The 26164-nt window shown below is 72.8% G+C and carries 29 protein-coding genes and 1 tRNA gene; 16 read left to right on the top strand and 14 right to left on the bottom strand.

The annotated features are described in order from the left end of the window. Positions 1 to 39 precede the first annotated feature (39 nt). From ACFY8W_RS19970 to ACFY8W_RS19955, 4 genes are all read left to right on the top strand, one after another. Complete coding sequence (locus ACFY8W_RS19970; RefSeq protein WP_391106616.1) at positions 40 to 1239, top strand: DNA glycosylase AlkZ-like family protein; 1200 nt, start codon at positions 40 to 42, stop codon at positions 1237 to 1239. Beyond that, entirely contained in the window at positions 1236 to 2228 is a 993-nt protein-coding gene (locus ACFY8W_RS19965) for an ATP-grasp domain-containing protein (protein ID WP_391106613.1), read from the top strand. The genes ACFY8W_RS19970 and ACFY8W_RS19965 overlap by 4 nt, the downstream gene beginning before the upstream one ends. A gap of 104 nt (positions 2229 to 2332) precedes the next feature. Beyond that, positions 2333 to 2779 carry a YciI family protein gene (locus ACFY8W_RS19960; RefSeq protein ID WP_391106610.1) on the top strand — a complete coding sequence of 149 codons (447 nt, stop codon included), beginning with the start codon at positions 2333 to 2335 and terminating at the stop codon, positions 2777 to 2779. Continuing rightward, a complete protein-coding gene (locus ACFY8W_RS19955; RefSeq protein WP_391106608.1) occupies positions 2776 to 3996 on the top strand; it encodes a sigma-70 family RNA polymerase sigma factor in 1221 nt (406 codons plus the stop codon). Before ACFY8W_RS19960 ends, ACFY8W_RS19955 begins: the two co-directional genes overlap by 4 nt. Before the next feature lie 61 nt (positions 3997 to 4057). Here ACFY8W_RS19955 and ACFY8W_RS19950 read toward each other — a convergent pair whose 3' ends face one another. Beyond that, positions 4058 to 4651 carry a rhodanese-like domain-containing protein gene (locus tag ACFY8W_RS19950; RefSeq protein WP_391106605.1) on the bottom strand — a complete coding sequence of 198 codons (594 nt, stop codon included), beginning with the start codon at positions 4649 to 4651 and terminating at the stop codon, positions 4058 to 4060. Between the two features lie 80 nt (positions 4652 to 4731). Between ACFY8W_RS19950 and ACFY8W_RS19945 the strand changes: the two genes are divergently transcribed. Then, on the top strand, positions 4732 to 5019 hold the full coding sequence (locus tag ACFY8W_RS19945; RefSeq protein WP_391106602.1) for a metal-sensing transcriptional repressor: 288 nt from the start codon (positions 4732 to 4734) through the stop codon (positions 5017 to 5019). Positions 5020 to 5041: 22 nt separating this feature from the next. Here the strand turns inward: ACFY8W_RS19945 and ACFY8W_RS19940 are convergent, their stop codons facing one another. The 3 genes from ACFY8W_RS19940 to wrbA all read right to left on the bottom strand — a co-directional run bounded on the left by ACFY8W_RS19940 (position 5042) and on the right by wrbA (position 7916). Further along, the gene (locus tag ACFY8W_RS19940) at positions 5042 to 5800 is read right to left on the bottom strand and encodes a TSUP family transporter (protein ID WP_391106599.1); all 759 of its coding nucleotides are present in this window, start codon (positions 5798 to 5800) and stop codon (positions 5042 to 5044) included. Beyond that, on the bottom strand, positions 5797 to 7167 hold the full coding sequence (locus ACFY8W_RS19935) for a rhodanese-like domain-containing protein (RefSeq protein ID WP_391106596.1): 1371 nt from the start codon (positions 7165 to 7167) through the stop codon (positions 5797 to 5799). The genes ACFY8W_RS19940 and ACFY8W_RS19935 overlap by 4 nt, the downstream gene beginning before the upstream one ends. Positions 7168 to 7304: 137 nt before the next feature. Continuing rightward, entirely contained in the window at positions 7305 to 7916 is a 612-nt protein-coding gene (wrbA, locus tag ACFY8W_RS19930; RefSeq protein ID WP_391106594.1) for an NAD(P)H:quinone oxidoreductase, read from the bottom strand. 146 nt (positions 7917 to 8062) lie between these two features. On the opposite strand from wrbA, the gene ACFY8W_RS19925 reads away from it, so the two are divergent. From ACFY8W_RS19925 to ACFY8W_RS19905, 5 genes are all read left to right on the top strand, one after another. Then, positions 8063 to 8773 (top strand): TetR family transcriptional regulator, encoded by a 711-nt coding sequence (locus tag ACFY8W_RS19925; RefSeq protein WP_391106591.1) that lies wholly within the window; start codon positions 8063 to 8065, stop codon positions 8771 to 8773. A gap of 71 nt (positions 8774 to 8844) precedes the next feature. Next, positions 8845 to 9465, top strand: coding sequence for an alpha/beta hydrolase (locus tag ACFY8W_RS19920; RefSeq protein WP_391106588.1), 621 nt, complete (start codon positions 8845 to 8847; stop codon positions 9463 to 9465). 10 nt (positions 9466 to 9475) lie between these two features. After that, positions 9476 to 10423: a prolyl aminopeptidase gene (gene pip, locus ACFY8W_RS19915; RefSeq protein WP_391106585.1), complete on the top strand. Its 948-nt coding sequence runs from the start codon at positions 9476 to 9478 to the stop codon at positions 10421 to 10423. Between the two features lie 103 nt (positions 10424 to 10526). Next, complete coding sequence (locus ACFY8W_RS19910; protein ID WP_391106916.1) at positions 10527 to 11183, top strand: HhH-GPD-type base excision DNA repair protein; 657 nt, start codon at positions 10527 to 10529, stop codon at positions 11181 to 11183. Positions 11184 to 11298: 115 nt separating this feature from the next. Next, positions 11299 to 12852: a M28 family peptidase gene (locus ACFY8W_RS19905; RefSeq protein WP_391106583.1), complete on the top strand. Its 1554-nt coding sequence runs from the start codon at positions 11299 to 11301 to the stop codon at positions 12850 to 12852. Positions 12853 to 12991: 139 nt separating this feature from the next. On the opposite strand, the gene ACFY8W_RS19900 is transcribed toward ACFY8W_RS19905, so the two are convergent. Continuing rightward, complete coding sequence (locus ACFY8W_RS19900; protein ID WP_391106581.1) at positions 12992 to 14644, bottom strand: helicase HerA-like domain-containing protein; 1653 nt, start codon at positions 14642 to 14644, stop codon at positions 12992 to 12994. Between the two features lie 95 nt (positions 14645 to 14739). On the opposite strand from ACFY8W_RS19900, the gene ACFY8W_RS19895 reads away from it, so the two are divergent. Both ACFY8W_RS19895 and ACFY8W_RS19890 read left to right on the top strand, forming a co-directional pair. Next, a complete protein-coding gene (locus ACFY8W_RS19895) occupies positions 14740 to 15036 on the top strand; it encodes a type II toxin-antitoxin system VapB family antitoxin (RefSeq protein WP_003999914.1) in 297 nt (98 codons plus the stop codon). A gap of 334 nt (positions 15037 to 15370) precedes the next feature. Continuing rightward, positions 15371 to 16003 carry a LytR C-terminal domain-containing protein gene (locus tag ACFY8W_RS19890; RefSeq protein ID WP_391106579.1) on the top strand — a complete coding sequence of 211 codons (633 nt, stop codon included), beginning with the start codon at positions 15371 to 15373 and terminating at the stop codon, positions 16001 to 16003. Positions 16004 to 16034: 31 nt separating this feature from the next. Here the strand turns inward: ACFY8W_RS19890 and upp are convergent, their stop codons facing one another. After that, positions 16035 to 16670: a uracil phosphoribosyltransferase gene (upp, locus tag ACFY8W_RS19885; RefSeq protein ID WP_365344194.1), complete on the bottom strand. Its 636-nt coding sequence runs from the start codon at positions 16668 to 16670 to the stop codon at positions 16035 to 16037. Between the two features lie 87 nt (positions 16671 to 16757). Here upp and ACFY8W_RS19880 point away from each other — a divergent pair, with 87 nt between their 5' ends. From ACFY8W_RS19880 to ACFY8W_RS19865, 4 genes are all read left to right on the top strand, one after another. After that, positions 16758 to 16961, top strand: coding sequence for a hypothetical protein (locus ACFY8W_RS19880; RefSeq protein WP_391106576.1), 204 nt, complete (start codon positions 16758 to 16760; stop codon positions 16959 to 16961). 431 nt (positions 16962 to 17392) lie between these two features. Next, on the top strand, positions 17393 to 17920 hold the full coding sequence (locus ACFY8W_RS19875; RefSeq protein ID WP_391106573.1) for a hypothetical protein: 528 nt from the start codon (positions 17393 to 17395) through the stop codon (positions 17918 to 17920). Positions 17921 to 17988: 68 nt separating this feature from the next. Continuing rightward, complete coding sequence (gene tadA, locus ACFY8W_RS19870) at positions 17989 to 18417, top strand: tRNA adenosine(34) deaminase TadA (RefSeq protein WP_391106913.1); 429 nt, start codon at positions 17989 to 17991, stop codon at positions 18415 to 18417. A 91-nt stretch (positions 18418 to 18508) separates the two neighbouring features. Beyond that, positions 18509 to 18593 (top strand) — tRNA-Ser (locus ACFY8W_RS19865). A 65-nt stretch (positions 18594 to 18658) separates the two neighbouring features. Here ACFY8W_RS19865 and ACFY8W_RS19860 read toward each other — a convergent pair. The 8 genes from ACFY8W_RS19860 to ACFY8W_RS19825 form a co-directional block, all read right to left on the bottom strand. After that, on the bottom strand, positions 18659 to 19936 hold the full coding sequence (locus ACFY8W_RS19860) for a tyrosine-type recombinase/integrase (RefSeq protein WP_391106571.1): 1278 nt from the start codon (positions 19934 to 19936) through the stop codon (positions 18659 to 18661). Positions 19937 to 20020: 84 nt separating this feature from the next. Continuing rightward, a complete protein-coding gene (locus tag ACFY8W_RS19855) occupies positions 20021 to 20239 on the bottom strand; it encodes an excisionase family DNA-binding protein (RefSeq protein WP_391106568.1) in 219 nt (72 codons plus the stop codon). A gap of 199 nt (positions 20240 to 20438) precedes the next feature. After that, a complete protein-coding gene (locus tag ACFY8W_RS19850) occupies positions 20439 to 21608 on the bottom strand; it encodes a DUF3631 domain-containing protein (protein ID WP_391106910.1) in 1170 nt (389 codons plus the stop codon). A gap of 185 nt (positions 21609 to 21793) precedes the next feature. Then, entirely contained in the window at positions 21794 to 22747 is a 954-nt protein-coding gene (locus tag ACFY8W_RS19845) for a bifunctional DNA primase/polymerase (RefSeq protein ID WP_391106565.1), read from the bottom strand. An 88-nt stretch (positions 22748 to 22835) separates the two neighbouring features. Continuing rightward, positions 22836 to 23090, bottom strand: a complete 255-nt coding sequence (locus ACFY8W_RS19840; RefSeq protein WP_391106562.1) for a hypothetical protein — start codon at positions 23088 to 23090, stop codon at positions 22836 to 22838. A gap of 197 nt (positions 23091 to 23287) precedes the next feature. Beyond that, positions 23288 to 25408 carry an FtsK/SpoIIIE domain-containing protein gene (locus ACFY8W_RS19835; RefSeq protein WP_391106559.1) on the bottom strand — a complete coding sequence of 707 codons (2121 nt, stop codon included), beginning with the start codon at positions 25406 to 25408 and terminating at the stop codon, positions 23288 to 23290. Between the two features lie 90 nt (positions 25409 to 25498). Then, the gene (locus ACFY8W_RS19830) at positions 25499 to 25699 is read right to left on the bottom strand and encodes a DUF6257 family protein (RefSeq protein WP_391106556.1); all 201 of its coding nucleotides are present in this window, start codon (positions 25697 to 25699) and stop codon (positions 25499 to 25501) included. A gap of 79 nt (positions 25700 to 25778) precedes the next feature. Beyond that, positions 25779 to 26156: a DUF6251 family protein gene (locus ACFY8W_RS19825; protein ID WP_391106553.1), complete on the bottom strand. Its 378-nt coding sequence runs from the start codon at positions 26154 to 26156 to the stop codon at positions 25779 to 25781. Positions 26157 to 26164 lie beyond the last annotated feature (8 nt).

Raw genomic sequence — 26164 nt, 5'->3', positions numbered from 1 at the left:
CGCATGGGTGAAACGCATGGGAACGCATGGGTGAGGCGCATGGCTGAGGCGCGGACGCAGGGGCGAACCATCGGCGCGGAGGAGCGCCGGGCGCGGCTCGCGCTGCGGCACCGGCTCGCCGCGGGCGCGCGGGCGGCGACGGCGGAGGAGGTGGCCCGGTCGCTTGTGGCGCTGCACGCGACGGACGCGGCCACGGTGTTCCTGGCGGCGGGCGCGCGGCTCGCCGCCGGCCGGGACCCCGTCGCGGAGGTCGAGCGGGCGCTGTACGAGGAGCGGACGCTGACCCGGATGCACGGCATGCGGCACACCCTGTTCGTGGTGCCCTCCGGGCTCGCCGCCGTCGTCCACTCCTCCACGACGGACGCGGCCTCCGCCCGCGAACGCACGATGCTCGTCAGGCACTTGGCGGCGGGCAGCGACCACGACGAGGCCTGGCTCGCCGAGACCGAGCGCCGGGTGCTGGCCGAGCTGGCGGCACGCGGCGAGGCGACGGGAGCCGAACTCGGCACCGCCGTACCGCGGTTGCGGGAGACGTACGTGTACGGGGTGGGCACCAACCAGGAAGGGCCGCAGCCGGTCGGCAGCCGGGTGCTGCGCGTCCTCGGCATGGAGGGCCGCATCGCCCGGGGCCGGCCGCAGGGCGGCTGGACGTCGAGCCGGTTCCGCTGGGCGGCGGTCCCGCCGCACGCGGAGGTCGCGCGGGACGGCGCGCAGGCGGAGCTCGTACGCCAGTGGCTGGCCGCGTACGGTCCGGCGACCGAGGCCGACCTGAAGTGGTGGACGGGCTGGAAGGTGACGGACGTGCGCCGCGCCCTGGCGGCGGTCGGCGCGGTGCCGGTGGCGCTCGCGGAGGGCGTGGGCCACGTACTGCCGGACGACCTCGATCCCGTACGGCCGGAGGAGACCGGCGAGCCGTGGGCGGCGCTCCTGCCGGCCCTGGACCCGACGGCGATGGGCTGGCAGTCCCGCCACTGGTACCTGGACCCGGCCCTCCGCCCCGCCCTCTTCGACCGCAGCGGCAACGTCGGCCCGACGGTGTGGTGGAACGGCCGGATCGTGGGCGGCTGGGCGCAGCGCCCGGACGGTGAGATCGTGTGGCGGCGACTCACGGACGGGGACGGGGACGTGGACGACTTCGTGATCGCGCAGGAGGCGGGCCGCCTGGCCGACTGGGTCGGGGACACACGGATCACGCCCCGCTTCCGCACCCCGCTCGAGAAGGAGCTCTCCGCCGCATGACCCACACGAACAGCACGCACCGCACGACCACCGCGAGCAGCGCGAGCAGCGCGACCAGCGCGACCAGCCCGAGCAGCGCGACCAGCACGGACCACGAATCCGGCATAGGATCGGGCACACGGCCACCGGACACCCCTCCAGGCACATGGCCGCCGGACACCCTCCCGGGCACGCGGCCGCCCGACGCCCTGCCGGGCACGCGGCCGCCCGACGTGTTCGTGCTGTCGGCGATGCACACCTCCACCGCCGCCCTCCTCGCCGGCGTCGCCGACCGCCGCGGCATGACCTCCCGGGTGTTGAACGGCCCGCCGGAGTCCGTCGTGCGCCCTGGCGAGGCGGTCCACTGGCACGGCGGGCCGCGGCTCGCCGACCGGGTCGCGGAGCCGCTCGGGCTCGGGCTCCTGGAGCCTTCGGACGGCTGGCCGGCGGCGCTGCCGCGGGAGTTCACCCGGCGCCGGATCACCCTGGAGGCCTTCTCGTCGCTGTACCGGGAGATGTCCGGGCCGGTGTTCGTGAAGCCGCCCTCGGACAAGTCGTTCCCCGCGGCGGTGTACGGGACCGACCTCGAGGACATCAGGCGCAGCGTGCCTCCGCACACCCCGGTCCTGGTCTCCGACCCGGTGACGTTCGCGGCCGAGTACCGGCTCTTCGTGCTCGACGGGCAGGTGGTGACGGGCAGCCGGTACGCCGTGTACGGGCGCCTCGAACCAGGTCCGCTCGTGCCCGACGCCCGGCGCTTCGGCGAGGACCTGCTCGCGGCGGTGGGCGACACGCTGCCGAGCGGGGTCGTGGTGGACGTGGGCCTCCTGGAGGGCAGCCCGACGCATCCGGACGGCTGGGCGGTGGTGGAGGCGAACATGGCGTGGTTCGCCCACTGCTACGCGGCGGACCCGGGCGCCGTACTCGACGTCGTCCTGCGGGCGGCGGGCCCGCGCGAGCGGGTCGCCGAGCGGGACCGTTCGTACCTTCGGGCGCGTCCGAACCGGTGACCTCCGGCGAGGTGTCGAGAAACGCGGCCCTGCTCCGACGTCCCCTGTAGAAGGCCCCGCTGGGGGGCCGCGGTCACCGAAGACGACCGGAGAAGGAGGACGTCATGAAGTACCTGGTGATGGTGCAGGGCGCGCAGGCCGACTACGACGCCATGAACGGCAAGGCCTCGGACCACAGCCCGGCGTGGAGCGAGCAGGACCTCAGGGCGATGTTCTCGTACATGAACGACATCAACGACGACCTCGCGGAGACCGGGGAGTTCATCGACGGCCAGGGGCTCGTCGAGCCCGCGAGGACCCGGTTCGTGACCGCCGACTCCGAGGGGCGGCCGGTCGTCACCGACGGGCCGTACGGGGAGACGAAGGAGGTGCTCGCCGGGTACTGGGTTCTCGACTGCGCCAGCCTGGAGCGGGTCACGGAGATCGCGGCGCGGGTCGCGCAGTGCCCGCAGCCTGCCGGGGCGCCGGTCTACCCGGTGGTGATCCGGCCGATCGACGAGGCCGGCGGCGCTGACCTGGGCGCGGGCGAGCTCGCGGGAGGCGGGGTGTGAGCTCCGCGTACGCCGTCGAGGACCTGCTGCGCCGGCACGCGCCGCAGGTCCTCGGCGCGCTCGTGCGCCGGTACGGGCACTTCGACGACGCCGAGGACGCCGTTCAGGAGGCGCTGCTCGCCGCCGCCGGCCAGTGGCCGCGGGACGGGGTGCCGGCCAATCCGCGCGGCTGGCTGATCCGGGTGGCCTCGCGGCGGCTGACGGACGCGCTGCGGGCGGAGGCGGCACGGGCCCGCCGGGAGGAGCGGGCGGTGCGGCTCGCACCGCGCGAGGTGCGAGCCGCACCGGTCGAGGACGACACGCTGACGCTGCTCTTCCTGTGCTGCGACCCGGTGCTGCCGCCGGCCGGGCGGATCGCGCTGACGCTGCGCGCGGTGGGCGGCCTGACGACGGCGGAGATCGCCCGCGCGTTCCTGGTGCCGGAGAGGACGGTGGCGCAGCGGATCAGCCGGGCGAAGGCGAGGCTGCGGGCGGCGGGCTCCGACCACCCGTTCCACCAGCCGGGCCCGGAGGACCGTGACGCGCGGCTCGCCTCCGTCCTCCAGGTCCTCTACCTGATCTTCAACGAGGGCTACACCGCCAGCTCCGGGCCCGCGCTCCACCGCGCCGAGCTGGCACGCGAGGCGATCCGGCTGACCCGGGCGGCCCGCCGGCTGCTGCCGCGCGAGGGCGCGGTGACGGGCCTGCTCGCGCTCATGCTGCTGACGGAGGCCCGCAGCGCGGCCCGTACGGGACCTGACGGCGAGCTGGTCCCGCTGGACCGGCAGGACCGCACGCTGTGGGACCGGGCGGCGATCGCCGAGGGCACCGCGCTGGTGGAGGAGGCCCTGTCGGAGGGCCCGCCCGGCCCGTACCAGCTCCAGGCGGCGATCGCGGCCCTCCACGACGAGGCCGCGGGCCCGGACACCACGGACTGGCCGCAGATCCTCGCCCTCTACGACGTGCTGCTGACGAAGACCCAGGGCCCGATGGCGGAGCTCGGCCGCGTCGTGGCCCTCGCGATGGCGGAGGGCCCGGAGGCGGGCCTGGCCGCCCTGGCGGCCCTGGAGCCCCGCTTCCCCGACTCCCACCGCCTGCCCGCCGTCCGCGCCCACCTCCTCGAACGCACCGGCGCGCGCAAGGCCGCCGCCGACGCCTACCGCACCGCCGCCCGCACGACCCGGAGCCTCCCGGAACGCCGCTACCTCCAGACCCGCGCGGCGCGGCTCGATCCGTGACGTCGGTCCATGAGCGGCGGTCCAAGGCGGCGGGTTCCGTGGAGGCGGTCCATGGCGGCCCTCAGCCCCGCCGCAGCCGGTTCAGCGTCGCCTCCAAGGTGGCTTCCCCGGCCGTCGTGCACGAGGTGGTGCGGTTGTACGGGAGCCTGGCCAGGACGGCGGCCATGCCGCAGGTGTTCGTGAGGGCCGAGAGGACGAGGCCGGCGGCGATGGCGGCGGAGAGGAGCTGGAAGGCGGGGTGGGCGAGGGCGAGGAGCAGGCCGAGGAGGACGAGGGAGCCGGCGGCGAGGCGGACCTGGCGGTCCATGGCCCAGGGCGGGCGGGCCGGGGCGCCGGCCGGGCGGTCGAGGGCGTGGCCGCCGGCCGCCCAGGCGCTGGTGCCGCCGGCCAGGTCGAGCGCCGGGACGCCGTGGGCGGCGAGCCGCAGGCAGGCGGTGCGGGAGCGGTTGCCCGACTGGCACACGACGAGGAGCTCGCCGCGGGCCGCGGCCTCCTTGAGGGCGGGCACGGCCCGGTCGAGGCGGTCGAGGGGCACGTTGAGGGCGCCGGGCAGGTGGCCGCCCGCGTACTCGGCGGGGCTCCGGACGTCGACGACGGTCAGTTCGCCCAGGCGGGCCAGGGTCTGGGCGGCGTCGAGGGAGGCGGGTGCGGTCATGGCAGGTGTCATCCTTGGTCTTCGACGGGACCCCACGACGGGGAGTAAATTACCCCCTGGGGTATCTGTGAGGAGTGGTTGTGGAACTGGATCTCGCGGGCGCCGAGCTGAAGGCCGTGCTCAACCGGCTGCGCCGGGCCCAGGGGCAGATCTCCGGCGTCATCCGGATGATCGAGGAGGGTCGCGACTGCGAGGAGGTCGTGACCCAGCTGGCCGCCGCCTCCCGGGCCCTCGACCGGGCCGGGTTCGCGATCATCGCGACCGGTCTCCAGCAGTGCCTCACCGACGTGGAGAACGGGCGCAGGAGCGGCGAGGACACGGAGCAGATGCGGGCGCGGCTGGAGAAGCTCTTCCTGTCCCTGGCCTGATCCCGGGAAGCGCCCGCCGGTCTCAGAGCGCCAGGTCCAGCAGCATCACGGCCGCGGTTCCGAGCAGGACGAGACCGAAGACCCGGCGCAGGGTGTCCGCCGGGACGCGGGTCGCCAGGCGGCGGCCGTCCCAGGCGGCGAGGACCGCGGCTCCCGCGAACGGGGCGACGGCCGCCCAGTCGACGGGTACGGCGCTTCCCGCGGCGCCGGCCCGGGCCAGCAGCGCGACCAACGCGTTGACGGCGACGACCAGCAGGCTGGTCCCGACCGCCGGGCGCATCCGCAGGCCGACGACCTGGACGAGCGCCGGCACGGTCAGGAACCCGCCTCCGACGCCGAGCACCCCGGTCACGGCACCCAGCCCGGCCCCCGCGCCCGCGACGGCCGGGGCCGACCGCCGCACGCGCGTCGCGTCGGCCGGGGCCCGGCGGACCATCCGTACCGCCGCGACCACCGCCACCACCGCGAACCCGAGCGTGAGCAGCGGGTCCGGCAGCCGGGTCGAGAGCAGCCCGCCCAGTGCGGCCGGCAGGACACCGGCCGCGGCGAACAGCGCTCCGGTGCGCCACTGGACCTGGCCGTCGCGGGCATGCCCGTACAGCGCGGTCGCCGACGTGCCGAGCACGATCAGCAGGCTCGCCGTCGCGGCGGCGGCCGGGGTGAGCCCGAGCAGGTAGATCAGCGCGGGCACGGCGAGCACGCTGCCGCCGCCACCGAGCGCGCCGAGCGCGAGCCCGACCACCGCCCCGGCGCCGGCGGCGAGGGCGAGGGCGAGGGTCATCGGCCGGTGACCGGCGCGTTCGCGAAGGAGTCGTCGACGGCGACGACCTCGTGGCCGGCCGCGGCGAGCATGGACGCGGCGACGGAGGCGCGCAGACCGCCCGCACAGTGCACCCAGACCTGCGCGCCGAACGGTATCTCCCGCATACGGGAGCGCAGTTCGTGCAGCGGGATGTGCCGGGAGCCCTCGACGTGGCCGGCCGAGGCCCGTTCGGAGGCGCGCCGCACATCCACCAGCACGGCGTCACGGGGCAGTCCGGAGGCGAGGTCGGCGAAGACCGCGCGGCGGAGGCCCGCCGGCCGCTCGCCCTCCCGTACCCACTCCTCCGGCGTCCCGGTGGCCGCCGCGGCCGGCCGGTCGATGCCGACCCGGACCAGTTCGCGCTGGGCCCTGGCCAGTCGCTCGGGCGTGTCGGCGAGCAGGGTGACGGGCCTGCCCCAGGGGATCAGCCAGGCGAGGAGGACGGCGAGCTGCCCGCCGGGGCCGTCGCCCGCCTCGATGTTGTACGAGCCGGCCACGTGCCCCTCCGCGAAGGCGACCCGGCTGCGCAGGTCGACCACCCATTCGCCGGCCGCGAGGCGCGCGGCGATCTCGTCCGCGTCGGCGACGGCGGGCGGCGTGAGGTCGACGGGCGCGGCGCCCCCGGAGTTGAGCGGGCCCATGTGGGCGTAGTAGGCGGGGACGTCGTCGAGCCCGGCGAGCAGGTCGGCGACGAAGGTGTCGACGTCCTTGGCGAAGGCCTCGTTGACGGCCGCCTGCTCGCCGATCGTGGTCGTGCCGCCCGCGCCGTCCGCTCCGGCCCCGGCGGCGCACATGCTGCCGAAGCCGTGGGTGGGCAGGACGGTGGTGGCGTCGGGCAGTTCGGCGGCGAGCCGGTGCGCGGAGGCGTGCTGGGCGCGCGCCAGGGAGGCGGTGAGGCGGGGTTCGACCAGGTCGGGGCGGCCGACGGTGCCGATGAGCAGCGAGCCGCCGGTGAAGACGGCGACGGGCTCGCCGCGCTCCTCCAGGACGTACGCGGTGTGGTGCGGGGTGTGGCCGGGTGTGGCGACGGCCCGCAGGACGAGGCCCTCGTCGACGGCGAGGGCGTCGCCGTCGGCCACGGGCAGCCGCTCGTACGAGACGGGCGCGGCGGCCGGCACGGCGTAGACGGCGCCGGTGATCCTGGCGAGCTCGGGTCCGCCGCTCACGTAGTCGTTGTGCACGTGTGTCTCGACGACGTGGGAGATCCGCACGCCGCGGCGCGCGGCGGCGGCGACCACCTGGTCGATGTCGCGCGGCGGGTCGACGACGACGGCGGTCGCGGGGCCGCCCGCCAGGTAGCTGCGGTTGCCGAGGCCCGGCACTTCGACGGTGTCCACGAAGAACACGCCCGTACTCCTTCCAGGAAACTCCCGGGAACTCCCAGGAATCGTTTACCCCCCGGGGTATACGAGCGACCATAACAGAAGTACCCCCGGGGGTATCTTTCCCCGGGGGTACCTCGGCAGGCGGAGGACTGGCGCCGTCAGTCGACCGCGAGGCCCTTCAGGCGCTTGGCGATCTTCGTCAGACGCTCGCCCTGGTAGCGGGCGGCGGCGAGGACCTTCTCGTCCGGCTCGCCGTTGGCGCCGGGGTGGGCGGTGCCGTAGGGGTTGCCGCCGGCCGCGTAGACGGACTGGTCGGTGAAGCCGGGCGAGACGATGACCGAGCCCCAGTGGTGGAAGGTGTTGTAGAGCGCGAGCAGGGTGGACTCGTTGCCGCCGTGGGTGTTGTACGCGCTGGTGAAGGCGGTGGCGGGCTTGTCGGCCATGACGCCCTGGTTCCACAGGCCGCCGGAGGTGTCGATGAACTGCTTGAGCTGGGCGGCGACGTTGCCGAAGCGGGTCGGCGAGCCGAGCGCGTAGGCGTCCGCCCACTCCAGGTCGTCCAGGGTCGCGACCTCGACGGCCTCGGCGGTGGCGTCGACATGGGCGCGCCAGGCGGGGTTGGAGTCGATGGCGGCGTCGGGAGCGAGCTCGGGCACCCGGCGGAGCCGCACCTCGGCGCCGGCCTTCTCGGCACCCTCGGCGACGGCCTGGGCGAGCTGGTGGACGTTCCCCGTGGCCGAGTAGTAGATCACGGCGACCTTGACGGACATGACGAGCCCTCCTGAAAACCGGATTAGTTTCCGCTTCAACGTCTCCAGGCTAAGCGGACATCTATCCGCTTCGCAAGAGGGGCGAGTATGCTCAGGTCAGGGACCGACACGCGAGGGGGACGCGCAGGAAAGGCAGGGAGCGACGGATGAGCACGACGAGAAGGCCGGCCGAAAGCAGCGGGCCGGCAGCGGCGAAGTCCGCGCCCGGGGCGGCCCGGCTCGCGTCCGCCGCGTCCGCCGCCTCCGCGCCGCTGCTCAACCTCCTGCCGACCGTCGGCGGCCCCGCCCCCGAGCGCGCCGACGCCGCCCGCAACCGGCGCAAGATCCTCGACGCCGCCGCCCGGATCGTCGCCGAGCAGGGCCCCGAGGCCGTCACCATGAACCAGGTAGCCCACGCCAGCGGCATCGGCGTCGGCACGGTCTACCGGCGCTTCGGCGACGTCTCGCAGCTGCTGTGGGCGCTGCTCGACGACCGGGAACGGCAGTTCCAGGAGGCGTACATGAGCGGCCCGCCGCCGCTCGGCCCCGGCGCGCCCGCCGCGCAACGGCTCGACGCCTTCCTGGACGCACTCGTCGACCGCGTGGTCGAGCAGCGCGAGATCCTCCTCGCCGCACAGAGCGCGGCCCCCAGCGCGCGCTACACCAGCGGCGCGTACCTCGCGATGCACACCCACCTCACCCTCCTCGTCTCCCACACCCGCCCCACCGCGAACGCCCCGCTCCTCGCCCACCTCCTCCTGGCACCGTTCTCCCCCAGCCTCGTGCACCACCTCTCTCAGGAGCAGCGACTTTCGGCCGAGGAACTGAAGGCCGGGATACGGCAGTTGCTCAGCCTGAACGGCCCCGCGCCGAGCTGACGCCGCCCCGAGCCGTCCACTCCTCGGAACCACCCTGGACCGGCCCGGCGCCAGGCCCCACGATCACTGTCATGACCACCTATCTGATACTCCACGGCTTCCAGAACCACCGTCCGCCCGGCCACTGGCAGTACTGGCTCGCCGGGGAGCTGCGGAAGCGTGGGCACGAGGTGCGGTATCCGCAGCTGCCCGAGGCGGACGCGCCCGTCCTGGAGGACTGGCTCGCCGCTCTGGAGGAGCACGGAAAGCGGGGGGAGCACGGGAAGCGGGGGGAGCACGGGAAGCAGGGGGAGGACGGGGAGTTCGTCGTGATCGCGCACAGCCTCTCCGTACTGCTGTGGCTGCGGGCGGTCGCCGCCGGGCGGGCGCCCGAGGCCGACCGGGTGCTGCTCGTGGCGCCGCCTTCGCCGCAGGTCACCGCGTCGATCCCGGAGATCGCCGGCTTCGCCGACGGCCTCGACCTCGGCCGCGGCCTCGCCCCGGGCGGCGTGCGGGCGCGGCTCGTGTACGGGGACGGGGACCCGTACTGCCCCGAGGGTGCCGACGTGCACTACGGCGTGCCGCTCGGGCTCGACCCGGACCACGTCGCAGGGGGCGGGCACCTCAACCCCGAGCACGGCGGCTACGGGCCCTGGCCCTCGGTCCTGGAGTGGTGCGAAAACCCGGCGGCACGGGTGACCGGCAACCGGTAGCGTCGGCCGGATGCGCCTTGAGAGATTCCCCGAGATCGCTCCGTACGACGAAGGCATGCTCGACGTCGGCGACGGCAACCACGTCCACTGGTCCGTCGCCGGAAACCCCGACGGCAAGCCCGCGCTCGTCGTCCACGGCGGCCCGGGCTCCGGCTCCTCGCCGCAGTCCCGTCGGCTCTTCGACCCGGAGCACTACCGGATCGTCCAGTTCGACCAGCGCGGCTGCGGACGCTCCACCCCGCACGCGAGCGACCCGGCCGCCGACATGGCCGTGAACACCACCGCCCACCTCGTCGCCGACATGGAACGGCTCCGCGAGCACCTGGGGATCGACCGCTGGCTGCTGTACGGCGGCTCCTGGGGCTCCACGCTGATCCTGGCCTACGCGGAGGCGCACCCGGCCCGGGTCACCGAGATCGTCATCGCGGCCGTGACGACCACCCGACGCTCCGAGACGGCCTGGCTGTACGAGGGCGTCGGGCGCTTCTTCCCCGAGGCCCACGAGCGCTTCCGGGACGGCGTGGACGGGGCCCCGGACCTGCTCGGCGCCTATGCGGCCCGGATGGGCCACCCCGACGCCGCCGTACGGGAGAAGGCCGCCGCCGACTGGTGTGCCTGGGAGGACGCCGTCCTGTCCGGGGAGGGCCAGGGCACCCCGTACTCCGACCGGGTCGACACCGCCCAGCTGGCCCTCGTGCGGATCTGCGCGCACTACTTCTCGCAGGGCGCCTTCCTGGAGGAGGGCGCCCTGATCAGGGACGCGGACCGACTGGCCGGCATTCCGGGCTTCCTCGTGCACGGCCGGTTCGACATGGGCGGGCCGCTCGTCACCGCCTGGGAGCTGGTCAGGGCCTGGCCGGACGCCGAACTCCACGTGGTGGAGGGCGCCGGACACCTGGGCGGCGACGAGACCCGCCGTCTCGTCATGGGTGCACTCGAACGCTTCTCCAAGGCGTGAGCCGCGAAGGGCCGGTCCCGCGCGGGGCCGGCCCCGCGAAAGGGTGAGTCACCGGGCGGCCGTCCCGCCCCGGCGGGATGATCGGAACATGGCCGATCGGAAGATGAGCCCCGCCATCCACCTCGCCCAGCAGCCGGAAGCCGACGAGCTCCTCGGCCGCTCCCCGCTCGCCGCGCTCGTCGGCATGCTGCTCGACCAGCAGGTGCCGATGGAATGGGCCTTCTCCGGCCCGTACACCATCGCCACCCGCATGGGCCACGACGGCCTCGACGCGCACGAGATCGCCGCCCGGGACCCGGAGGCCTTCGCCGCGCTGCTCTCCGAGAAACCGGCCGTGCACCGCTACCCGGGCTCCATGGCCAAGCGCATCCAGCAGCTGTGCCGCTTCCTGGTCGACGAGTACGGGGGCGACGCGGAGGCGGTCTGGCGGGACGCGGCGAGCGGCAAGGAGCTGCTCGACCGCCTGGAGGCGCTGCCCGGCTTCGGCAAGCAGAAGGCGCAGATCTTCCTCGCCCTGCTCGGCAAGCAGTACGGCGTCGGGCCCGAGGGCTGGCGGGAGGCGGCGGGCGCGTACGGCGAGAAGGACTGCTACCGCTCGGCGGCCGACATCACCGGCCCCGAGTCCCTGGCGAAGGTCCGCGCCCACAAGCAGGAGATGAAGGCCGCGGCCAAGGCCGCCAAGGCCTCCGGAGCCGGATCCGGCTCCGGCTCCGGTTCTGTTTCCGGATCCGCCAAAAGCACCAAAAATACCGGGAATTGATAATTCCCGATGTCAATCCTGTTCCACCTGACAGGAATTGTGTGAGATGTGTTCACAGCATCCCCCGGCGATCGCTAACTTCCCCTCTACCTCGTACGTACCGGGAAGGACTTCTGTGAACGCACCCCAGCGCAGAGCAGCCGCCGTTCTGGCCGTCGCCGCGCTCGCCACCCCGCTGATGCTCGCCGCGCCCGCCACCGCCACGCCCGAACCCGGAGCCGCGGAGGCCCGCGACGCCGCCAGGCTCGCGAAGAAGCTGGTCCGCGAGACGACCGCGGCGGACGCCTTCGAGCACCTGCAGAAGTTCCAGGCGATAGCGGACTCGGCCGGCGGCAACCGCGCGGCCGGCACCCTCGGCCACGACGCCTCGGCCGCCTACGTGTACAGCCGGCTCAAGAAGGCCGGTTACGACGTCAGGTACCAGAAGTTCGACTTCTGGTACACGCAGACGCTCGCCGAGAAGGCCGCCGTCCTCTCCCCCGCCCCGCGCGACCTGCCGATCCGGGCGATGACCTACTCGAAGTCCACGCCGACCGGCGGCATCAAGGCCGGGCTCGCGGCCGTCCCGGTCGACGCCGACGGCACCACCGGCTGCGAGCCGGGCGACTACGCCTCCGGCGCCTTCACCGGCAAGATCGCGCTCATCAAGCGCGGCGGCTGTGCCTTCGCCGTCAAGCAGCAGCAGGCGGCCGACGCCGGCGCGGTCGGCGCGATCGTCTACAACAACGTCGACGGCATCCTCTCCGGCACCCTCAGCGACCCGGCCAACGGCCGGATCCCGACCGGCGGCATCTCGAAGGCCGAGGGCGAGAAGCTCGCCGCCGATCTCGCCAAGGGCCCGGTGAACCTCGACTTCGAGATCCGCCAGCTCATCGAGAGGCGTTCCACCAACAACGTCCTCGCGGAGACCAGGGGCGGCAACGCCGCCAACACCGTGATGCTCGGCTCCCACCTCGACTCCGTCACCGCCGGCCCCGGCATCAACGACAACGGCTCCGGCTCCGCCGGACTCCTCCAGACCGCCCTGGAGCTCGCCAAGACCCAGGACAAGGTCCGCAACAAGATCCGCTTCGCCTGGTGGTCCGCCGAGGAGGTGGGCCTCGTCGGCTCCGACCACTACGTGGCCACCATGAGCTCCCTCGACCGGAAGGAGATCAAGCTCTACCTCAACTTCGACATGATCGCCTCGCCGAACTACGGACTCTTCGTCTACGACGGCGACGACTCCGACGGCGTCGGCGCGGAGGCCGGCCCCGAGGGCTCCGCCCAGCTGGAGCGCGACATCAACGACTTCCTCGACCGGCGCGGCGCCCCGCACGAGGGCACCGACTTCACCGGCCGCTCCGACTACGGGCCGTTCATCGAGGTCGGCATCCCCTCCGGCGGCACCTTCACCGGCGCCGAGGGCATCAAGACCGCCGCCCAGGCCGCCAAGTTCGGCGGCGAGGCGGGCGTCGCCTACGACGTGAACTACCACGCCCCGGGCGACGACATCAACAACGTCGACATGACCGCGTTCGACGTCAACATCGACGTCATCGCCAACGCCGTCGGCACCTACGCCCACGACCTCAGCTCCCTGAAGAAGCCGGTCCCGTTCGTCCCGACCACGGGCGACGCGGGCAGCGGCGGCGGCCTGCACGAGGACCACCACGAGGTCACCGAGTAATCCCGCCCGACGGCCACCGGCCGACAGCCACCGGCCGAAGGTCACCGGCCGAAGGTCACCGGCCGAAGGTCACCGGCCGTCAGCCACCTCCCGAAGGTCACCTCCCGAAGGTCACCTCCCGAAGGTCCCCCTCCGGCGGTCACCGCCTCCGGCGCGCCGTTCCGAAGATCGACCGGGAGATCTCCCGGCCCAGCTGGGTGCCGATCGACCGGGCGAGCGACGTGAACAGGCCGCTTCCCACGACCTGTTCGGTGAGCGAGGGCTCCTCCTTCTGCCGGCTCTGCCGCTGAGGAGCCTTCGCTCGCTCCTTCTCCGCCGCCGCCTCCGCCGCGGCCCGCTCCGCCGCCGCCTCCGCCGCCCGCTGCTCGGCGGTCAGCTTCTCGTACGCCGACTCGCGGTCCACCGCCTCCGCGTACCGCCCGTACAGCGGCGAACCCTTCACCGCCGCCGCCAGGTCCTCCGCCGGGATCGGGCCCATCAGCGACCGCGGCGCCCGCAGCCGGGTCGCCGCCACCGGGGTCGGGGCGCCCTTCTCGCTGAGGACCGTGATCACCGCCTCGCCCGTGCCGAGCCCGGTCAGCACCTCCTCCAGGTCGTACGCCGAGTTCGGGAAGGTCCGTACGGTCGCCTTCAGCGCCTTCGCGTCGTCCGGCGTGAACGCCCGCAGCGCGTGCTGGACCCGGTTGCCGAGCTGGGCGAGCACGTCGGCGGGCACGTCCTTAGGCGTCTGCGTCACGAAGAACACCCCGACGCCCTTGGAGCGGATCAGCCGCACCGTCTGCGTGATCGCCTCCAGGAAGGCCTTCGAGGCCCCGTTGAACAGCAGGTGCGCCTCGTCGAAGAAGAAGACCAGCTTCGGCTGGTCGAGGTCGCCGACCTCCGGCAGCTCGCCGTACAGGTCGGCGAGCAGCCACATCAGGAAGGTCGAGAACAGCTGCGGCTTGTCCTGCACGGCCGGCAGCTCCAGTACGGAGACCACGCCGCGGCCGTCGGCGGCGGTGCGCAGGAACTCGCTCGTTTCGAACTCCGGCTCCCCGAAGAACCCGCCCCCGCCCTGCTGCTCGAAGGCCGTGATCGCCCGCAGGATCACCCCGGCCGTCACCGTCGACAGGCCTCCGATGTCCTTCAGTTCGGGCCTGCCGAGGTCGGACACGAGGAAGGCGACCACCGCCCGCAGGTCCTTCAGGTCGACGAGCTCGAGGCCCTTGGCGTCGGCGTAGTGGAAGATCAGGCCGAGCGACTGCTCCTGGGTCCGGTTCAGCTGCAGCACCTTCGACAGGAGCAGCGGACCGAAGCCGGTCACCGTGGCCCGGACGGGGATCCCGGCGCCGGGACCGGTGCCGGGACCGCTGCCCGTGCCGGGGCCGCTGCCGGCGCCGGAGCCGCTACCAGGGCCGCTGCCGGCGCCCGTACCGCCGCCGCCGAGCCCGTAGAACTCGCACGGGAAGCCGGTCGCCGACCACTCCTGGCCGACCTGTCCGGCCCGCTCCCGCACCTTCTCGCCGTCCTGTCCCGGCGCGGAGATGCCGGAGACGTCGCCCTTGATGTCGGCCAGGAACACCGGCACGCCGTGGGCCGAGAGCTGTTCGGCGATCAGCTGGAGCGTCTTGGTCTTCCCGGTGCCGGTCGCGCCCGCGACCAGACCGTGCCGGTTGAGCATCGGCAGCGGGATGCGGACCTGCGCGTCCGGGTGACATTCCCCGTCCCAGAGCAGAGCCCCCAGATCGAGTGCCGCTCCGTCGAAGGCGTACCCGGCGGCGATCTCCGCCCACGGCTGCTCGGTGGCACTCATCGCAGACCCCTGTCACGTTTTCGCACGGTTCGCCCCAGCATCGCACCGGCCCCGCGTGGCTGCGCCGGGAGCCGCTTGCCCGGTAGGCTTTCCGTGTGATCTTCAAGCGCATCGGAAACGGCCGGCCGTATCCCGACCACGGCCGGGAAAGCACCCGGCAGTGGGCGGACGTGGCACCGCGCCCGGTCCGCCTCGATCAGCTGGTGACCACCAAGGGCCAGCTGGACCTGGAGACGCTGCTCGCCGAGGACTCCACCTTCTACGGCGACCTCTTCGCGCACGTCGTGAAGTGGCAGGGCGATCTCTATCTGGAGGACGGACTGCACCGCGCGGTCCGGGCCGCGCTCCAGCAGCGCCAGGTGCTGCACGCCCGCGTCCTGGAACTGGACTGAGCGGGCAGGCCCCTCGTACGGCCCTGCCCGGCGACCCACCCGCCCGGCCACCCACCTGGCCGACGGCCCACCCGGCGCCCATGCCCGGCCGAGGCCCCGCTCGGCGACCCCACCTGGCCGACGGCCCGCCCGTCTGCCCTGCCCAGCCGTGGCCCCATTCGGCGAGCCCACCTCCCCGTCGGCCCGGCCGCGCCGACGGTCCGCCCGGCCGACCGCGTCCGCCCGGCCGACCACCCCGTCCGGCTGATCCTTTCGGGGCCTCTTCACGCCCATCCGGACGCGATCACATGATCATCCAGTAGGCATCCTCCACGGGCGGCATTACGCTGCGTTCATGAGCATGCTCACTCCCCCCGGAATGGGCGGAAAGTACCGCATCACGGGGGACGTCTACCCGCGCATGCGCCGCCCCCGTCGTCGGCGCAGGATCGTCCTCGGGGCCGCGGCCGCCGTGCTCGTACTGGGAGCGGCCGGCTGGGGAACGCTGCAGCTGATCGACGTCTTCTCCGGCGGCGGGGAGAAGACCACCACGGCCGCCGGCAAACCCGACTGCAAGCCCGCGCCCAAGGCGACCGCGCAGCCCGCCGCGGCCACGCTGCCCAAGCCCGCCCAGATCACGGTCAACGTCTACAACGCGACCCCGCGCAGCGGGCTCGCCAAGTCGACCGCGGACGAGCTGAAGAAGCGCGGCTTCGTCATCGGCAAGGTGGGCAACGCGCCCGCCGCCTACGACAAGAAGGTCCCCGGCACCGGACTGCTGCTCGGCTCGCCCGGCGCCTCCAAGGGCACCTTCTCCGTCGTCGGAACCCAGCTGAAGGGCGCGACGACGAAGGTCGACGCCCGCACCACGGCGGACGTCGACCTGATCATCGGTACGGCTTTCAAGACGCTCGACCCGAAGGCGGCGGCGGACGCGGCGCTCGTGGCGCTCAACAAGCCGAAGCCGCCGGTGCCGGGCCGCTGCTGAACCCGCGTACGAACGGTACGGCCGGGGAGGACTACTCCGCCGCGCCGTACATGCGGTCGCCCGCGTCGCCGAGGCCCGGCACGATGTAGCCGCTCTCGTTCAGCCGCTCGTCGACCGAGGCCGTCACGACGGTCACCGGCGTGCCCGCCAGCTCGCGCTCCATGACCTCGACGCCCTCCGGGGCGGCCAGCAGCACGACGGCGGTCACGTCGTCCGCGCCGCGCTTGATCAGCTCCTGGATCGCCGCCACCAGCGTGCCGCCGGTCGCGAGCATCGGGTCGAGGACGTACACCTGGCGGCCGGACAGGTCCTCCGGCATCCGCGTCGCGTACGTCGACGCCTCCAGCGTCTCCTCGTTGCGGATCATGCCCAGGAAGCCGACCTCGGCGGTGGGGAGCAGCCGCACCATGCCGTCGAGCATGCCCAGACCGGCGCGCAGGATCGGGACCACCAGCGGCCGCGGGTACGACAGCTTCACGCCGGTCGTCGGCGTGACGGGGGTCTCGATGTCGACCTGCTCGGTGCGCACGTCCCTGGTCGCCTCGTAGGCGAGCAGGGTGACCAGCTCGTCGGCCAGCCGGCGGAAGGTCGGGGAGTCCGTGCGCTTGTCGCGCAGCGTGGTGAGCTTGTGGGCGACCAGCGGGTGATCGACGACGTGGAGACGCATGCCCCAACAGTAGCCGGGACTGGCGTCAACCCACGCCAGCGAGGGAAGGTGGGGACACAGGGACCCAGTCACGGGGTGGTGTGGCCCATGCCCGACCTGCACGGCAAGCCCGGCGCGGACGCTCCCGAGGAGGAGCCCCGCCAGGAGACCGACGCGGAGCGTCGCAGACGCCGCGCGCAGTTCCTGCGCGAGCTGAACGAGGCCAAGGCGCTGCGCGACCGCGTGCAGCCGCGGCGCGCCCGGGCCGCCCGGATGCGCCAGGCGATGCGGATGCGGACCTTCCGCTGGTGAGCGTCGACGGGACCGGTCGCGGATCCCTCCAGTGATGAGCGTCGACGGGACCGATCGCGTATCCCTCCAGTGATGAACGCCGACGGGACCGATCGCGTATCCCTCCAGTGATGAACGCCGACGGGACCGGTCGCGTATCCCTCTGGTGATGAACGCCGACGGGACCGGCCGCGGGTCCTTCCGTGGTCCGGGCGTGGAGGCCGCGGGGCTGAAGGGCCCGGGCCGTTCGCCCGGCCGTCCGGGCCGGTCATGCGCCCCCTCCGTGCGCCGGGGTCGCGCGCCCGCCCGATCCGGGCGTCGTTCAGACTGATGCACGACGCAAGAGCCGAAGACCTCTCCTGAGGCCGAGGTTTCTGTCACGATGCCGATTGGGCGGGGCATCAGGAGCGTCGCCGCCGGATCATCACACCTCTGATCAGTGGGAGAGTCAGGTGTACTTCGCCGCACTGCTCGCGCGCACCGAAGACGGGTGGGAAGCGAGCGATACAGAGCTCGACAACGTGGAGACGCTGGCGGACCTGGCCGATCTGGCCCGCGAGTCCGCCAGTGACGACGGGGAAACGGTGATCGTCTTCATCGAGCAGGAGGACGCGTGGTTCGGCATCGTCCGCGTCGACGGCGAGGACGACCCCCGGGTCTTCGTCTCGAACGCGGCCGCCGCGGCTCGCTCCTCGTACGGGGAGATCCTCACCTCCGAACTCCTCGGCGACGACGACCAGGACGACCAGCTCGACGAACTGACCGACCTGGACGGCACGGAGGACGGTGAACCGGAGCACGACGAGGACGACGACACGGCGACCGGCGCCGGCATCGCGCCGGCCGGCCCGCTCGGCGAGACCCGGATCCTGGCCGACCTCGGCCTGCCCGAGAAGCAGCTCCTCGCCATCACCGACGACGCCCTCGGCGAGGTCGCGGACGCGATCGGCGCCTCGCACATCCTGGAGACCGTTCGCTAGTGCCGCCCCTCGCCACACCCGGCCCGGTCGCGGGCGCGGATCCCGTGCGGGACCCCTGGCGGGACCCGATGCGGCTCGCCCTCGCCGAGGCCGACCTGGCCGCGTCGGCCGGTGACGTACCGGTCGGCGCGGTCGTGCTCTCCCCGGACGGCACGGTCCTCGCCGTCGGCCACAACGAACGCGAGGCCGTCGGCGACCCGACCGCCCACGCCGAGGTCCTCGCCCTGCGGCGGGCCGCGGCGGCGACCGGCGACTGGCGGCTGACCGGCTGCACGCTCGTCGTGACCCTGGAGCCGTGCGTGATGTGCGCGGGCGCCCTCGTCCAGGCGCGGGTCGAACGGGTGGTGTTCGGCGCCTGGGACGAGAAGGCGGGCGCCACCGGCTCGCTCTGGGACCTGGTCCGCGACCGCAGGCTCAACCACCGGCCCGAGGTCGTCCACGGGGTCCTGGAGGCGGACTGCTCGGCGCAGCTGACCCGCTTCTTCCGGGACCGCTGACCTGCCGCTTCGGGGCCTGCCGACCCGCCTTCCGACCTGCGAAGGGATACGGATTTCAGTCCACGGGCACCTTTGGGCTAAGCTCTCTCTCGGTAGCGTGTCCGAGCGGCCGAAGGAGCTCGCCTCGAAAGCGAGTGTGGCGCAAGTCACCGAGGGTTCAAATCCCTCCGCTACCGCTGGTAGATGAAGGGCCCGGTTCTCAGAACCGGGCCCTTCTCTCGTCTCCGTCTCAGTTTCCGTCTCAGTTGGCAGGTACGAGCGCCCCGGCGGCCCCGCCGTCGTCCTCACCGGACCCGGCCACATCCGGCTGCCAGATGAGCCCGTCGACCTGCCGGGCCACGTCCGTCCGCACCGTGTCGACCATGTGCTGATACCGCGCGGCCATGGCCGTGGTGGACCACCCCATCAGCCCCATCACGGCGCGCTCGGAGACTCCGAGGATCAGCAGGACCGTTGCCGCCGTGTGCCGTGCATCATGCAGGCGCCCGTCCCGGACCTTCGCGTCAGTCAGCAGTTCCTTCCAGTCGTCGTAGTCGGTCCTGGGCGGGGTGCCGCGCCCGTCCGGCGTGGCGAACAGCCACCCCTCGTCGGCCCACTTGTCCCCCGCCTTAGCCCGTTCGGCGTCCTGCTTCACCTGGTGGGCCCTCAGCAGGTCCACGAGCTGTGCGGGCAGACCGACCGCCCGGCGCCCGGCTCGCGACTTCGTGTCGGCCGTCTCGGGGTTCGTGCGCTGACGCTGCGGGCAGTAACCCGCCTTCCGGCCGCAGGTGTCACCGCACCCGTGGGCGTAGCGCGGCCGACGGCGGCTCCGACGCACCATCAGCACTCCGCGTTCGGTGTCCACATCCGTCCACTTCAACCCCAGTGCCTCCCCCTGCCGGAGGCCGAGCGCGAGGGCGACGGCCCAGCGAGCGGAGTTGCGGCGGTCCTCGGCGGCCCGTAGAAGCCGCTTCACCTCCTCGACGGTGTAGGGCTCGATCTCCTCTTCGCTCACTCGGGGCGCCTTGGCGAGCTGCACCGGGTTGCGCGCGAGATGGCCGCGCCGGACCGCCTCATTGAGCGCCGTGCGGAACGTGCGGTGGATCTGGTGGATCGTGCCGGCGCGGCGGCCGTCCGCCTGCATCCGTCCGTAGAAGCGCTCGATGTGCTCGGGCCCGAGCTTGTCGAGCCGGTGAGCGCCCAGCGCGGGAATCAGGTGCGTCCTGACCGCCACGCCGTAGCCCACCATCGTGTTCTCGTTGACGGCGAGCGGGGCGATGGTGTCGACCCAGTGAGTCAGCCACGTCTTTACCGTCCAGACCCGGCCCGCCTTGCGCATCGAGCCACTGTCACGCTGCTTCTCCAGCTCGCGCACAGCAGCCGTCACTTCGGCGCGAGTCTTGCGCTCGACATGCCGACGGTCAGGCTTGCCGTCGTCACGAATGCCGACCGTCACGCGTCCGTGCCACTTGCCGTCGTTGCCCTGATAGATCGAGCTGCGGCCGTTGGGCTGACGGGTGCGCTTCTTCTCTTCCGCCACTGGCGGACTCCTTCAGGTGAGGTGGGTGGAAAAGGCCCGGAGCGCCGCCCCTGGGAGGGGTGGCGCTCCGGTGAGGGTGCGCGGTCAGGCCGCGTGCTGCTCCGTACGGAGTCGGGCGACGTAGGCGGCGGGGGCGTCAGCGGGAACGCGTCGGAGTCCGCCGACCATCAGGGACTCAAGCTTTCCGGTCCGGATGAGGCGAAAGCAGGTGGTGCGACCGACGCGGAGTCGGCGGGCGGCCTCCTCGACGGTGAGCAGGACGAGCGTGGAGTCAACGGTCACTTCGGAAAGGGCCGCGTCCATGCGTGCTCCTTTGGCGTAGTGGTTGGGGGCTTTCGGCCCCCTCCTGGAAGTCCGCTACATCCGCTACGCCGCTACATCGCAGGTCAGCGGCGTGTTTTGTGTAGCGGGAAGGTTGGGTGTAGCGGCTACACCCGCTTCAGGCGGCCCTCGGCGGGGCGGCCTTGGTGTGGCGGTGTAGCCGCTACACCGGGAGTTGCCGCTACGCGAAGAGGGGGTCTGAGCTGGGCTGTAGCGGCGTAGCGGATGTAGCGCTGTCCTGGGGCGGGGCTGGGGGCGGGCAGTAGCGCGTCCAGGCGTCGTGGAGGTCCTTGGCGAAGTAGCCCTTGAGGACGCCGCCGGCGGTGCGGATGTTGCGGGAGGCGATGGGCTCGTTGTCGCCGGTCATGTACTCGCTGAGCATCTTGGACAGGCGGCGGTTGTCGAGCGGCTTGCCGTGGAGGTCGGCCCACGGGGCGTCCTCCAGGGCGTTGAGCCGGTCGAGGATGGAGATGGTGGGCAGCTTGTCCACGCCGATGAGGACGTGGTCGCGCAGGTCGGTAAGCAGCCGGATGCCGAGCGATCCCTTGTCGTTGGTCTGGGATGCCTTGACCAGCTCCGCGCATGCGGCGCGGGCTCGCTCGGGCCAGTCGCCCCCGGCTGCGTCGGCGATGGCAAGCAGGGGCTCCCACACGTCGGCCGGCCGGTCGGTGACTCCGTCGGGCATGACAGGCCGGGCGCCGCCCACCCGGTCGCGGACCTGATCGGCCCACTTGGCGAGCCGGTCCCTGATGGCGTGCCCCTGCTTCTCGTGGTCACCGATCCGATAGGGCTCGACGAACTCGTTCCTGGCCCGGCGCCGCATTCGGATGATGACCGAGCGGGTCAGGATCGTGTCCGGCAGAGAGCCAAGACCAGCGACGGCCACCGCGCAGTACGAGGGGAAGCCCTGCACGGTCTGGTTGGAGCCGTCCCCGACGCACCGGTACATGAGCCGCCCCCGGCGGTGTCCAGCGTTCAGGAACCCACGGAGCTGTTCGTTCTCCCCTGCCTTCGGTCCGAACACCGTGTCGATCTCGTCGAAGATGATCGTGGGCCGTTCCCCCTCCACCCCGGACACGGCGCGGAACAGGGCGGAGGCGGAGGCGTCCACAGCGGCCATGCTGTTGGGCACCAGGGTTTCCATGATCTCCAGCGCCCGGGACTTGCCCGACCCGGGTTCCGGGGAGAGGAACGCGATCCGGGGCGTGGAGTCGAAGGAGTCGATCAGGTGCGCGTGAGCGTCCCACAGCGCCACGGCGACGTAGGCGCCCTCGGTGGGGAAGACGTTGAACCGGCGGTGAAACGCCTCAACTTCAGCGAGCAGGGCAGCGCCGTCGATGGTCTCGCGCATGGGACGGTCCCTCCGAGCAGGAGCGGGCTTGGTGTGATCGGTCTTCTGCGGGTCAGAGCTAGACAGGACGCCTTCGGCGACGCCCTTCGGGTCGCCCACCACCGGCCGCTGCGACGGCTGCTCGGCGTCCTCGGCCCGGTCAGCGGTCACGGGAGGGCTTTTCAGGAGGGGGGATTCGGGGCGGCTCATGCGGCGGCCTGCCTCGGTCGGACGGTGCGCAGGGACCAGTCGAGCGCGCTGCGGATCGTGGCGCGGCACTCGGCCGGCGGCAGTCCCGCCGCCTCTCCCGCTACCTGAAAAGCCTCCTCGGCCACGTGCCGGGGGATGTCTCCCCACGCGACGAACCGCCCCACGGCCCTCACGGACGTCAGCAACTGGGCGTTCCTGCCACCCTCGGTGGCGCTCTGCACGGCGGCGGTCTCCCGCTCCAGCGCCACCGAGGCGACGCGGGCGCCGCTGGTGAGCGCGGGCGCCGGGGCGGCGGCTCGTACGGGCTTGGGACGGTCGGCGAGCGCTTCTGCGAGCCATCCGGGCAGGGGGATGGGGGCGATGCTGTCGAGGACGGTGTAGGCGCCGTCTGGGGTCTGGCTGCCGGGGGCGACGACGTATCCACCCCACCCTCGGGTGTCGATGTGGCTGCCGACCCGTCCGGCGGTTGAGCCGAGCCGGGCCCCGGCGGGTTGGGTGAAGTACAGGTGCATCCCGCCGCGTGCGGTCCGCACCCGGTAGGTGGTGGGGACGGCGTGCCCGGCGCGCTCGCAGAGCGCCTCAAAGGTAGTCACGCCGTCAGGCGTTCCTTCCTGCTCTCCGTCTTTGACCGTGTCCAGGTCCACCACGAGCAGTCCAGACGGGCCCGTGGCGATCCCGATGTTGTACGGGGCGTGCGTCCACGCGGCGGCGAGCAGGTCCGGGTCGGTGGTGGCGCGCTGCTCGGGGGTGCGGTGGCCGTTCGCGCACCGGCCGGTGCCGGGGCAGCGGGCCGTCGAGTGGCCGGCGGGCCGCTTGTCCCGGGGGCGGAGCGGGAACACGTGCCACCCGCGCTCAGCCGCCGCGACGGCGTGCGCGAGCAGGTCGAGCCCGGGCAGATCGATGAGCGGTAACCCATCGGACTCTCGCCGGATGGGGGCGGGTTGGGTCATGCTGGAGACCTCCACAGGTCTGTTGAGGAACTGACGGAGTGCCGGGCGGCCCGAGGCTTTGGCGAGACGCGGGCCGCCCTTGGCGTTGCTAGAACGGCGGCTCATCGCTGTAGCCGCCGCGCGGACGGCGGCGCGGGAGCGGGAGCAGGACCCACGAGCGGCCCACGTCCCAGCAGGGGCACGGGTCCCACTCGGTGCCGGCGTACTCGCCGGTGTCGTAGTCGCCGTAGTGCCGGTAGTGGCCGCCCTCGCCCTGGCAGTCCAGGCAGTCGGGGCGGGGCGTGTCGGTGAGGGTCAGGGTCCTGCCGGGGCAGTTGGTGACGCGCAAGCGCAGGCGCAGCATGTAACTCCTCGTGATCGATGATTGTGGGCAGGGAGGGAGGCAGGCCTGGCCCGGAACGGCCCTGTGGATGGGGTTTCGGGCCGCTGGCCTGGGGTGCTTCCCTGCCTCCCTGGATGGGTGTCTGTGCTGGTCAGTGCCAGGGAGGCGGGTTAGGGAGGCGGTTAGGGAGTTCTCCCTGCCTCCCTGACGCCTCCCTGTCACCAGTCGGCGCTGTCGGAGTCCTCGGTGTCACGCTGAGCGAGCGCGTTGGCGACGCGGAGGCTGTCGACGACCATGCGGCCGTCGGACTTGCGGGGGGCCGCGTCGGCCGCTTCGAGGACCTGGCGGAGGTCGGCGAATGTCCACTCGCGGTACTCGCCGGGGTTCTTCTGGGCGAGCCGCTGGAGGACTTCCTGCGTGAGCATCCGGGGCTTGTCGCCGAGGATGTCGGCGATGTCGGCGAGCGGGTCGACGACGGTGGCCGGCTGCTCGACGGCGGTCAGGGTGGTGACGCCCTCGCGCATGGCCTTGGCCCGCTCCGCGATGGCGGCGGCGGTGTCGGTGTCGATGTAGTGGGTTCGGACGGTGATGGAGGCCTGGCCGGCGGGAATCTGGATGCCGTCGGAGGCGACGACGACCGTCCCTTTGTCGAGTCCCTGGCGGAGCAGGTGCGGGGCGGCGCCGCCGTCGACGGCCTTGTCCCCGAGGGCCATGCGGGCCTGCGACTCGGTACCGAGGGCGAGGGAGATGCGGGTGTGGGCGCCCTCGCGGACGAGCTTGGGCAGGTTCTGGTCGGTCGGGTCCTGCGTGCCCTCCCACAGCAGCACGTCCACAGCCCGGCCCTGGTTGTGAATCTTCCGTGCGGCCATGAAGTACCGGGACGTGGCCTTCGACCCGCCGTAGGGGCGCTTGTTGTCGTCGACGGCCGGGCACATGAACGCGACCTGCGCTTCGTCCACGATGCCGATCAGCGGGTCGAACGTCGTGCCGGGCGGGGCCTGGATGCGGCGCTCCATCTCCTCCACCAGGCCTTCCACCATCTCGGTGGCGTCGATGACGTGGTCGTCGGTCGGGCCCTGGATGAGGACGGTGGCCAGGCCGTCGAACATGCCCCAGTCGCCCACGCCCTTGAGGTCGGCGATGCGGAACTCCACGCTCTTGTCGAGCGCGAGCCACAGGGCGAGCGCGCGCAGGGCAGCGGTCTTGCCCTGGTTCGACAGACCCGTGATCAGCAGCATCCGCTGGAACAGGCTGAGCATGGCCGCGTCGCCGCGCAGGTCCTGACCCCACGGGGCCTTGCCGGTCTTGTAGTTGGCGGTCATGGTCTCGTCGGTGACCAGCGGGGACGGGCCGATCGGCTCGTCCAGCGCGCCGGAGTCCGCGATCCACAGCCGCACGGTGCGGGCGGCGGTGGGGATGGTGATGAACACTTCGTGCTCGTGGCGGGAGAGGTTCTCGGCGAGTTTGCGGCGCCGGTTTTGCACCTCCAGGGTGGAGACCCCGGAGGGCAGGGTGACGTCGACCTCGACGCCGCATCCGGCGATCCGGATCGGGCCGAGCATCGCCGCGCCGGCGTCGCCCATTTCCTTGATGGCCCGCGCGAGCGGAGCCACACCCAGGTCGCGGAGCGCGGTGACCACGATGGACGGGGTGATCGGTGCCCCGGCATCGTCACCGCCCTTGCCGGTCGGCAGGGCCCACTGCGGGGCGGCGCCGCGCTTGCGGCCGACCGCCCACACGCCCGCCAGGGCGAGCCACGGCCCGATGACCATCGCCGGGCCCCACACGACCTGGACGATGACGACGAGCAGGCTGATGAGCTTGATGACGGCCATGAGCGGGGTGACCACGTCGGCGATCTCGCCGTTGGCGATGGCCAGGGCGATACCGATCAGGATCAGCGCTCCTATGCTCCCGCCGACACCGAACGCTGCGCCCTTCACGATCCGTTCGGGGGCGGTGATCAGGTCCATGCGGCGCTTGTGCCGCTCCGAGCGGAAGCGGTGCAGCCGCTCTTCCCACTCTCCGGCGGCCTGGTAGTTCCCCGCGGCTTCCGCCGCACGCAGCAGGCGTTCGTAGCGGGCGCCGGTGCGTCCGTCCCACGCGCGGCGGACCACGATCCGGGTGCCGCCGAGGACGTAGGAGGTGTGCCGGACGGCCACGCGGCCGGCGGTCTTGGTGCGCTCGTGGCGGGCGGCACGGGCGACGGCGCGACCGGTGCGCTTCCACACCCGTACCGGCCGGGTCGGGGCGGGCTCCGGCACGACCGTGAGCGGGACGGTCGGCTCCGTGGGCTGTTCGGGGACGGGCTTGAACAGGGGGACGACGTTCTCGGTCATGCTGGTCTCCTGCTGCTGCTCGGAAGAGTGGAGGGCAGGGCCCGGGGCGGCCGGTGATGCTTGGCGGCTGTCGGCCGCCCCGGGGCACCGCTACTTGGCGTTCTTCTGCTCGCGCTTGTGGGCGCGGTCGAGGATGCGGTCGACGTTGCGCTCCAGGTCGGAGCGGTCGGCGTTCTCGCCGGCCAGGCAGCGCTTGGCCATGCGGGCGACGTTCCAGGCGATCTGCGCGTGCTCGCCGGCGGTGAGCTTGGGGTAGTTCGGGTCCGGCTGCTCGCTCTTCTTGCTGGCCACGACAGGTCCCTCTCTGGGGCCGGGGCTGTCCCGACTCCCCTCACCGCCCGCACAAGCGCGCGGGCGGATCGGGCAGCCGTCAGCGACGGCGCAGAGACCTGCGGCTCTTGGCCAGGGTCTTGGCGGCAGCCATGCCGTCCGGCCCGCCGATCGACTTCACCACCGTGTGCACACCCCACGCGAGGGCGACGGCAAGGAACGCGAGCAGGGCCAGGTTCGCGGCGATCGCGGTAAACGCGCCGACCAGCAGCGGACCGAAGTAGACCCCGGCCGCGACCGCGCCGGCACCGATGCCGGAGCCAAGCGCGATCCGCTGGACCGTGCGGTCGGGCGGGGCCTGGTGGATGTGCTGATGGACCACCTGTGTCGGCTGGAACGTCGCGGGAAGCTGGTCGGCGTAGGTGTAGGTGCCGTCCGGGAGCTGTACAACCCGGACCGGCTCGGGCAGGGATTCCATGGGTTCTC

It is taken from the genome of Streptomyces sp. NPDC012637, from assembly GCF_042954805.1.
In the GTDB taxonomy this organism is placed as follows: Bacteria; Actinomycetota; Actinomycetes; order Streptomycetales; family Streptomycetaceae; genus Streptomyces.
The sequence above is the reverse complement of the archived record's forward strand: the minus strand, read 5'-3'. Positions and strand labels throughout refer to the sequence as shown.

What these genes read in the sequence shown, in the direction of transcription:
- pip (WP_391106585.1), top strand. Translation starts at nt 9,476, where the DNA reads ATGCGCCTTGAGAGATTCCCCGAGATCGCTCCGTACGACGAAGGCATG.
- ACFY8W_RS19855 (WP_391106568.1), bottom strand. Translation starts at nt 20,239, where the DNA reads ATGGACGCGGCCCTTTCCGAAGTGACCGTTGACTCCACGCTCGTCCTG.
- ACFY8W_RS19825 (WP_391106553.1), bottom strand. Translation starts at nt 26,156, where the DNA reads ATGGAATCCCTGCCCGAGCCGGTCCGGGTTGTACAGCTCCCGGACGGC.
- ACFY8W_RS19925 (WP_391106591.1), top strand. Translation starts at nt 8,063, where the DNA reads ATGAGCACGACGAGAAGGCCGGCCGAAAGCAGCGGGCCGGCAGCGGCG.
- ACFY8W_RS19880 (WP_391106576.1), top strand. Translation starts at nt 16,758, where the DNA reads ATGCCCGACCTGCACGGCAAGCCCGGCGCGGACGCTCCCGAGGAGGAG.
- ACFY8W_RS19950 (WP_391106605.1), bottom strand. Translation starts at nt 4,651, where the DNA reads ATGACCGCACCCGCCTCCCTCGACGCCGCCCAGACCCTGGCCCGCCTG.
- ACFY8W_RS19960 (WP_391106610.1), top strand. Translation starts at nt 2,333, where the DNA reads ATGAAGTACCTGGTGATGGTGCAGGGCGCGCAGGCCGACTACGACGCC.
- ACFY8W_RS19940 (WP_391106599.1), bottom strand. Translation starts at nt 5,800, where the DNA reads ATGACCCTCGCCCTCGCCCTCGCCGCCGGCGCCGGGGCGGTGGTCGGG.
- ACFY8W_RS19920 (WP_391106588.1), top strand. Translation starts at nt 8,845, where the DNA reads ATGACCACCTATCTGATACTCCACGGCTTCCAGAACCACCGTCCGCCC.
- wrbA (WP_391106594.1), bottom strand. Translation starts at nt 7,916, where the DNA reads ATGTCCGTCAAGGTCGCCGTGATCTACTACTCGGCCACGGGGAACGTC.
- ACFY8W_RS19835 (WP_391106559.1), bottom strand. Translation starts at nt 25,408, where the DNA reads ATGACCGAGAACGTCGTCCCCCTGTTCAAGCCCGTCCCCGAACAGCCC.
- ACFY8W_RS19910 (WP_391106916.1), top strand. Translation starts at nt 10,527, where the DNA reads ATGAGCCCCGCCATCCACCTCGCCCAGCAGCCGGAAGCCGACGAGCTC.
- ACFY8W_RS19965 (WP_391106613.1), top strand. Translation starts at nt 1,236, where the DNA reads ATGACCCACACGAACAGCACGCACCGCACGACCACCGCGAGCAGCGCG.
- ACFY8W_RS19970 (WP_391106616.1), top strand. Translation starts at nt 40, where the DNA reads ATGGCTGAGGCGCGGACGCAGGGGCGAACCATCGGCGCGGAGGAGCGC.
- ACFY8W_RS19890 (WP_391106579.1), top strand. Translation starts at nt 15,371, where the DNA reads ATGAGCATGCTCACTCCCCCCGGAATGGGCGGAAAGTACCGCATCACG.
- ACFY8W_RS19850 (WP_391106910.1), bottom strand. Translation starts at nt 21,608, where the DNA reads ATGCGCGAGACCATCGACGGCGCTGCCCTGCTCGCTGAAGTTGAGGCG.
- upp (WP_365344194.1), bottom strand. Translation starts at nt 16,670, where the DNA reads ATGCGTCTCCACGTCGTCGATCACCCGCTGGTCGCCCACAAGCTCACC.
- ACFY8W_RS19900 (WP_391106581.1), bottom strand. Translation starts at nt 14,644, where the DNA reads ATGAGTGCCACCGAGCAGCCGTGGGCGGAGATCGCCGCCGGGTACGCC.
- ACFY8W_RS19845 (WP_391106565.1), bottom strand. Translation starts at nt 22,747, where the DNA reads ATGACCCAACCCGCCCCCATCCGGCGAGAGTCCGATGGGTTACCGCTC.
- ACFY8W_RS19840 (WP_391106562.1), bottom strand. Translation starts at nt 23,090, where the DNA reads ATGCTGCGCCTGCGCTTGCGCGTCACCAACTGCCCCGGCAGGACCCTG.
- tadA (WP_391106913.1), top strand. Translation starts at nt 17,989, where the DNA reads ATGCGGCTCGCCCTCGCCGAGGCCGACCTGGCCGCGTCGGCCGGTGAC.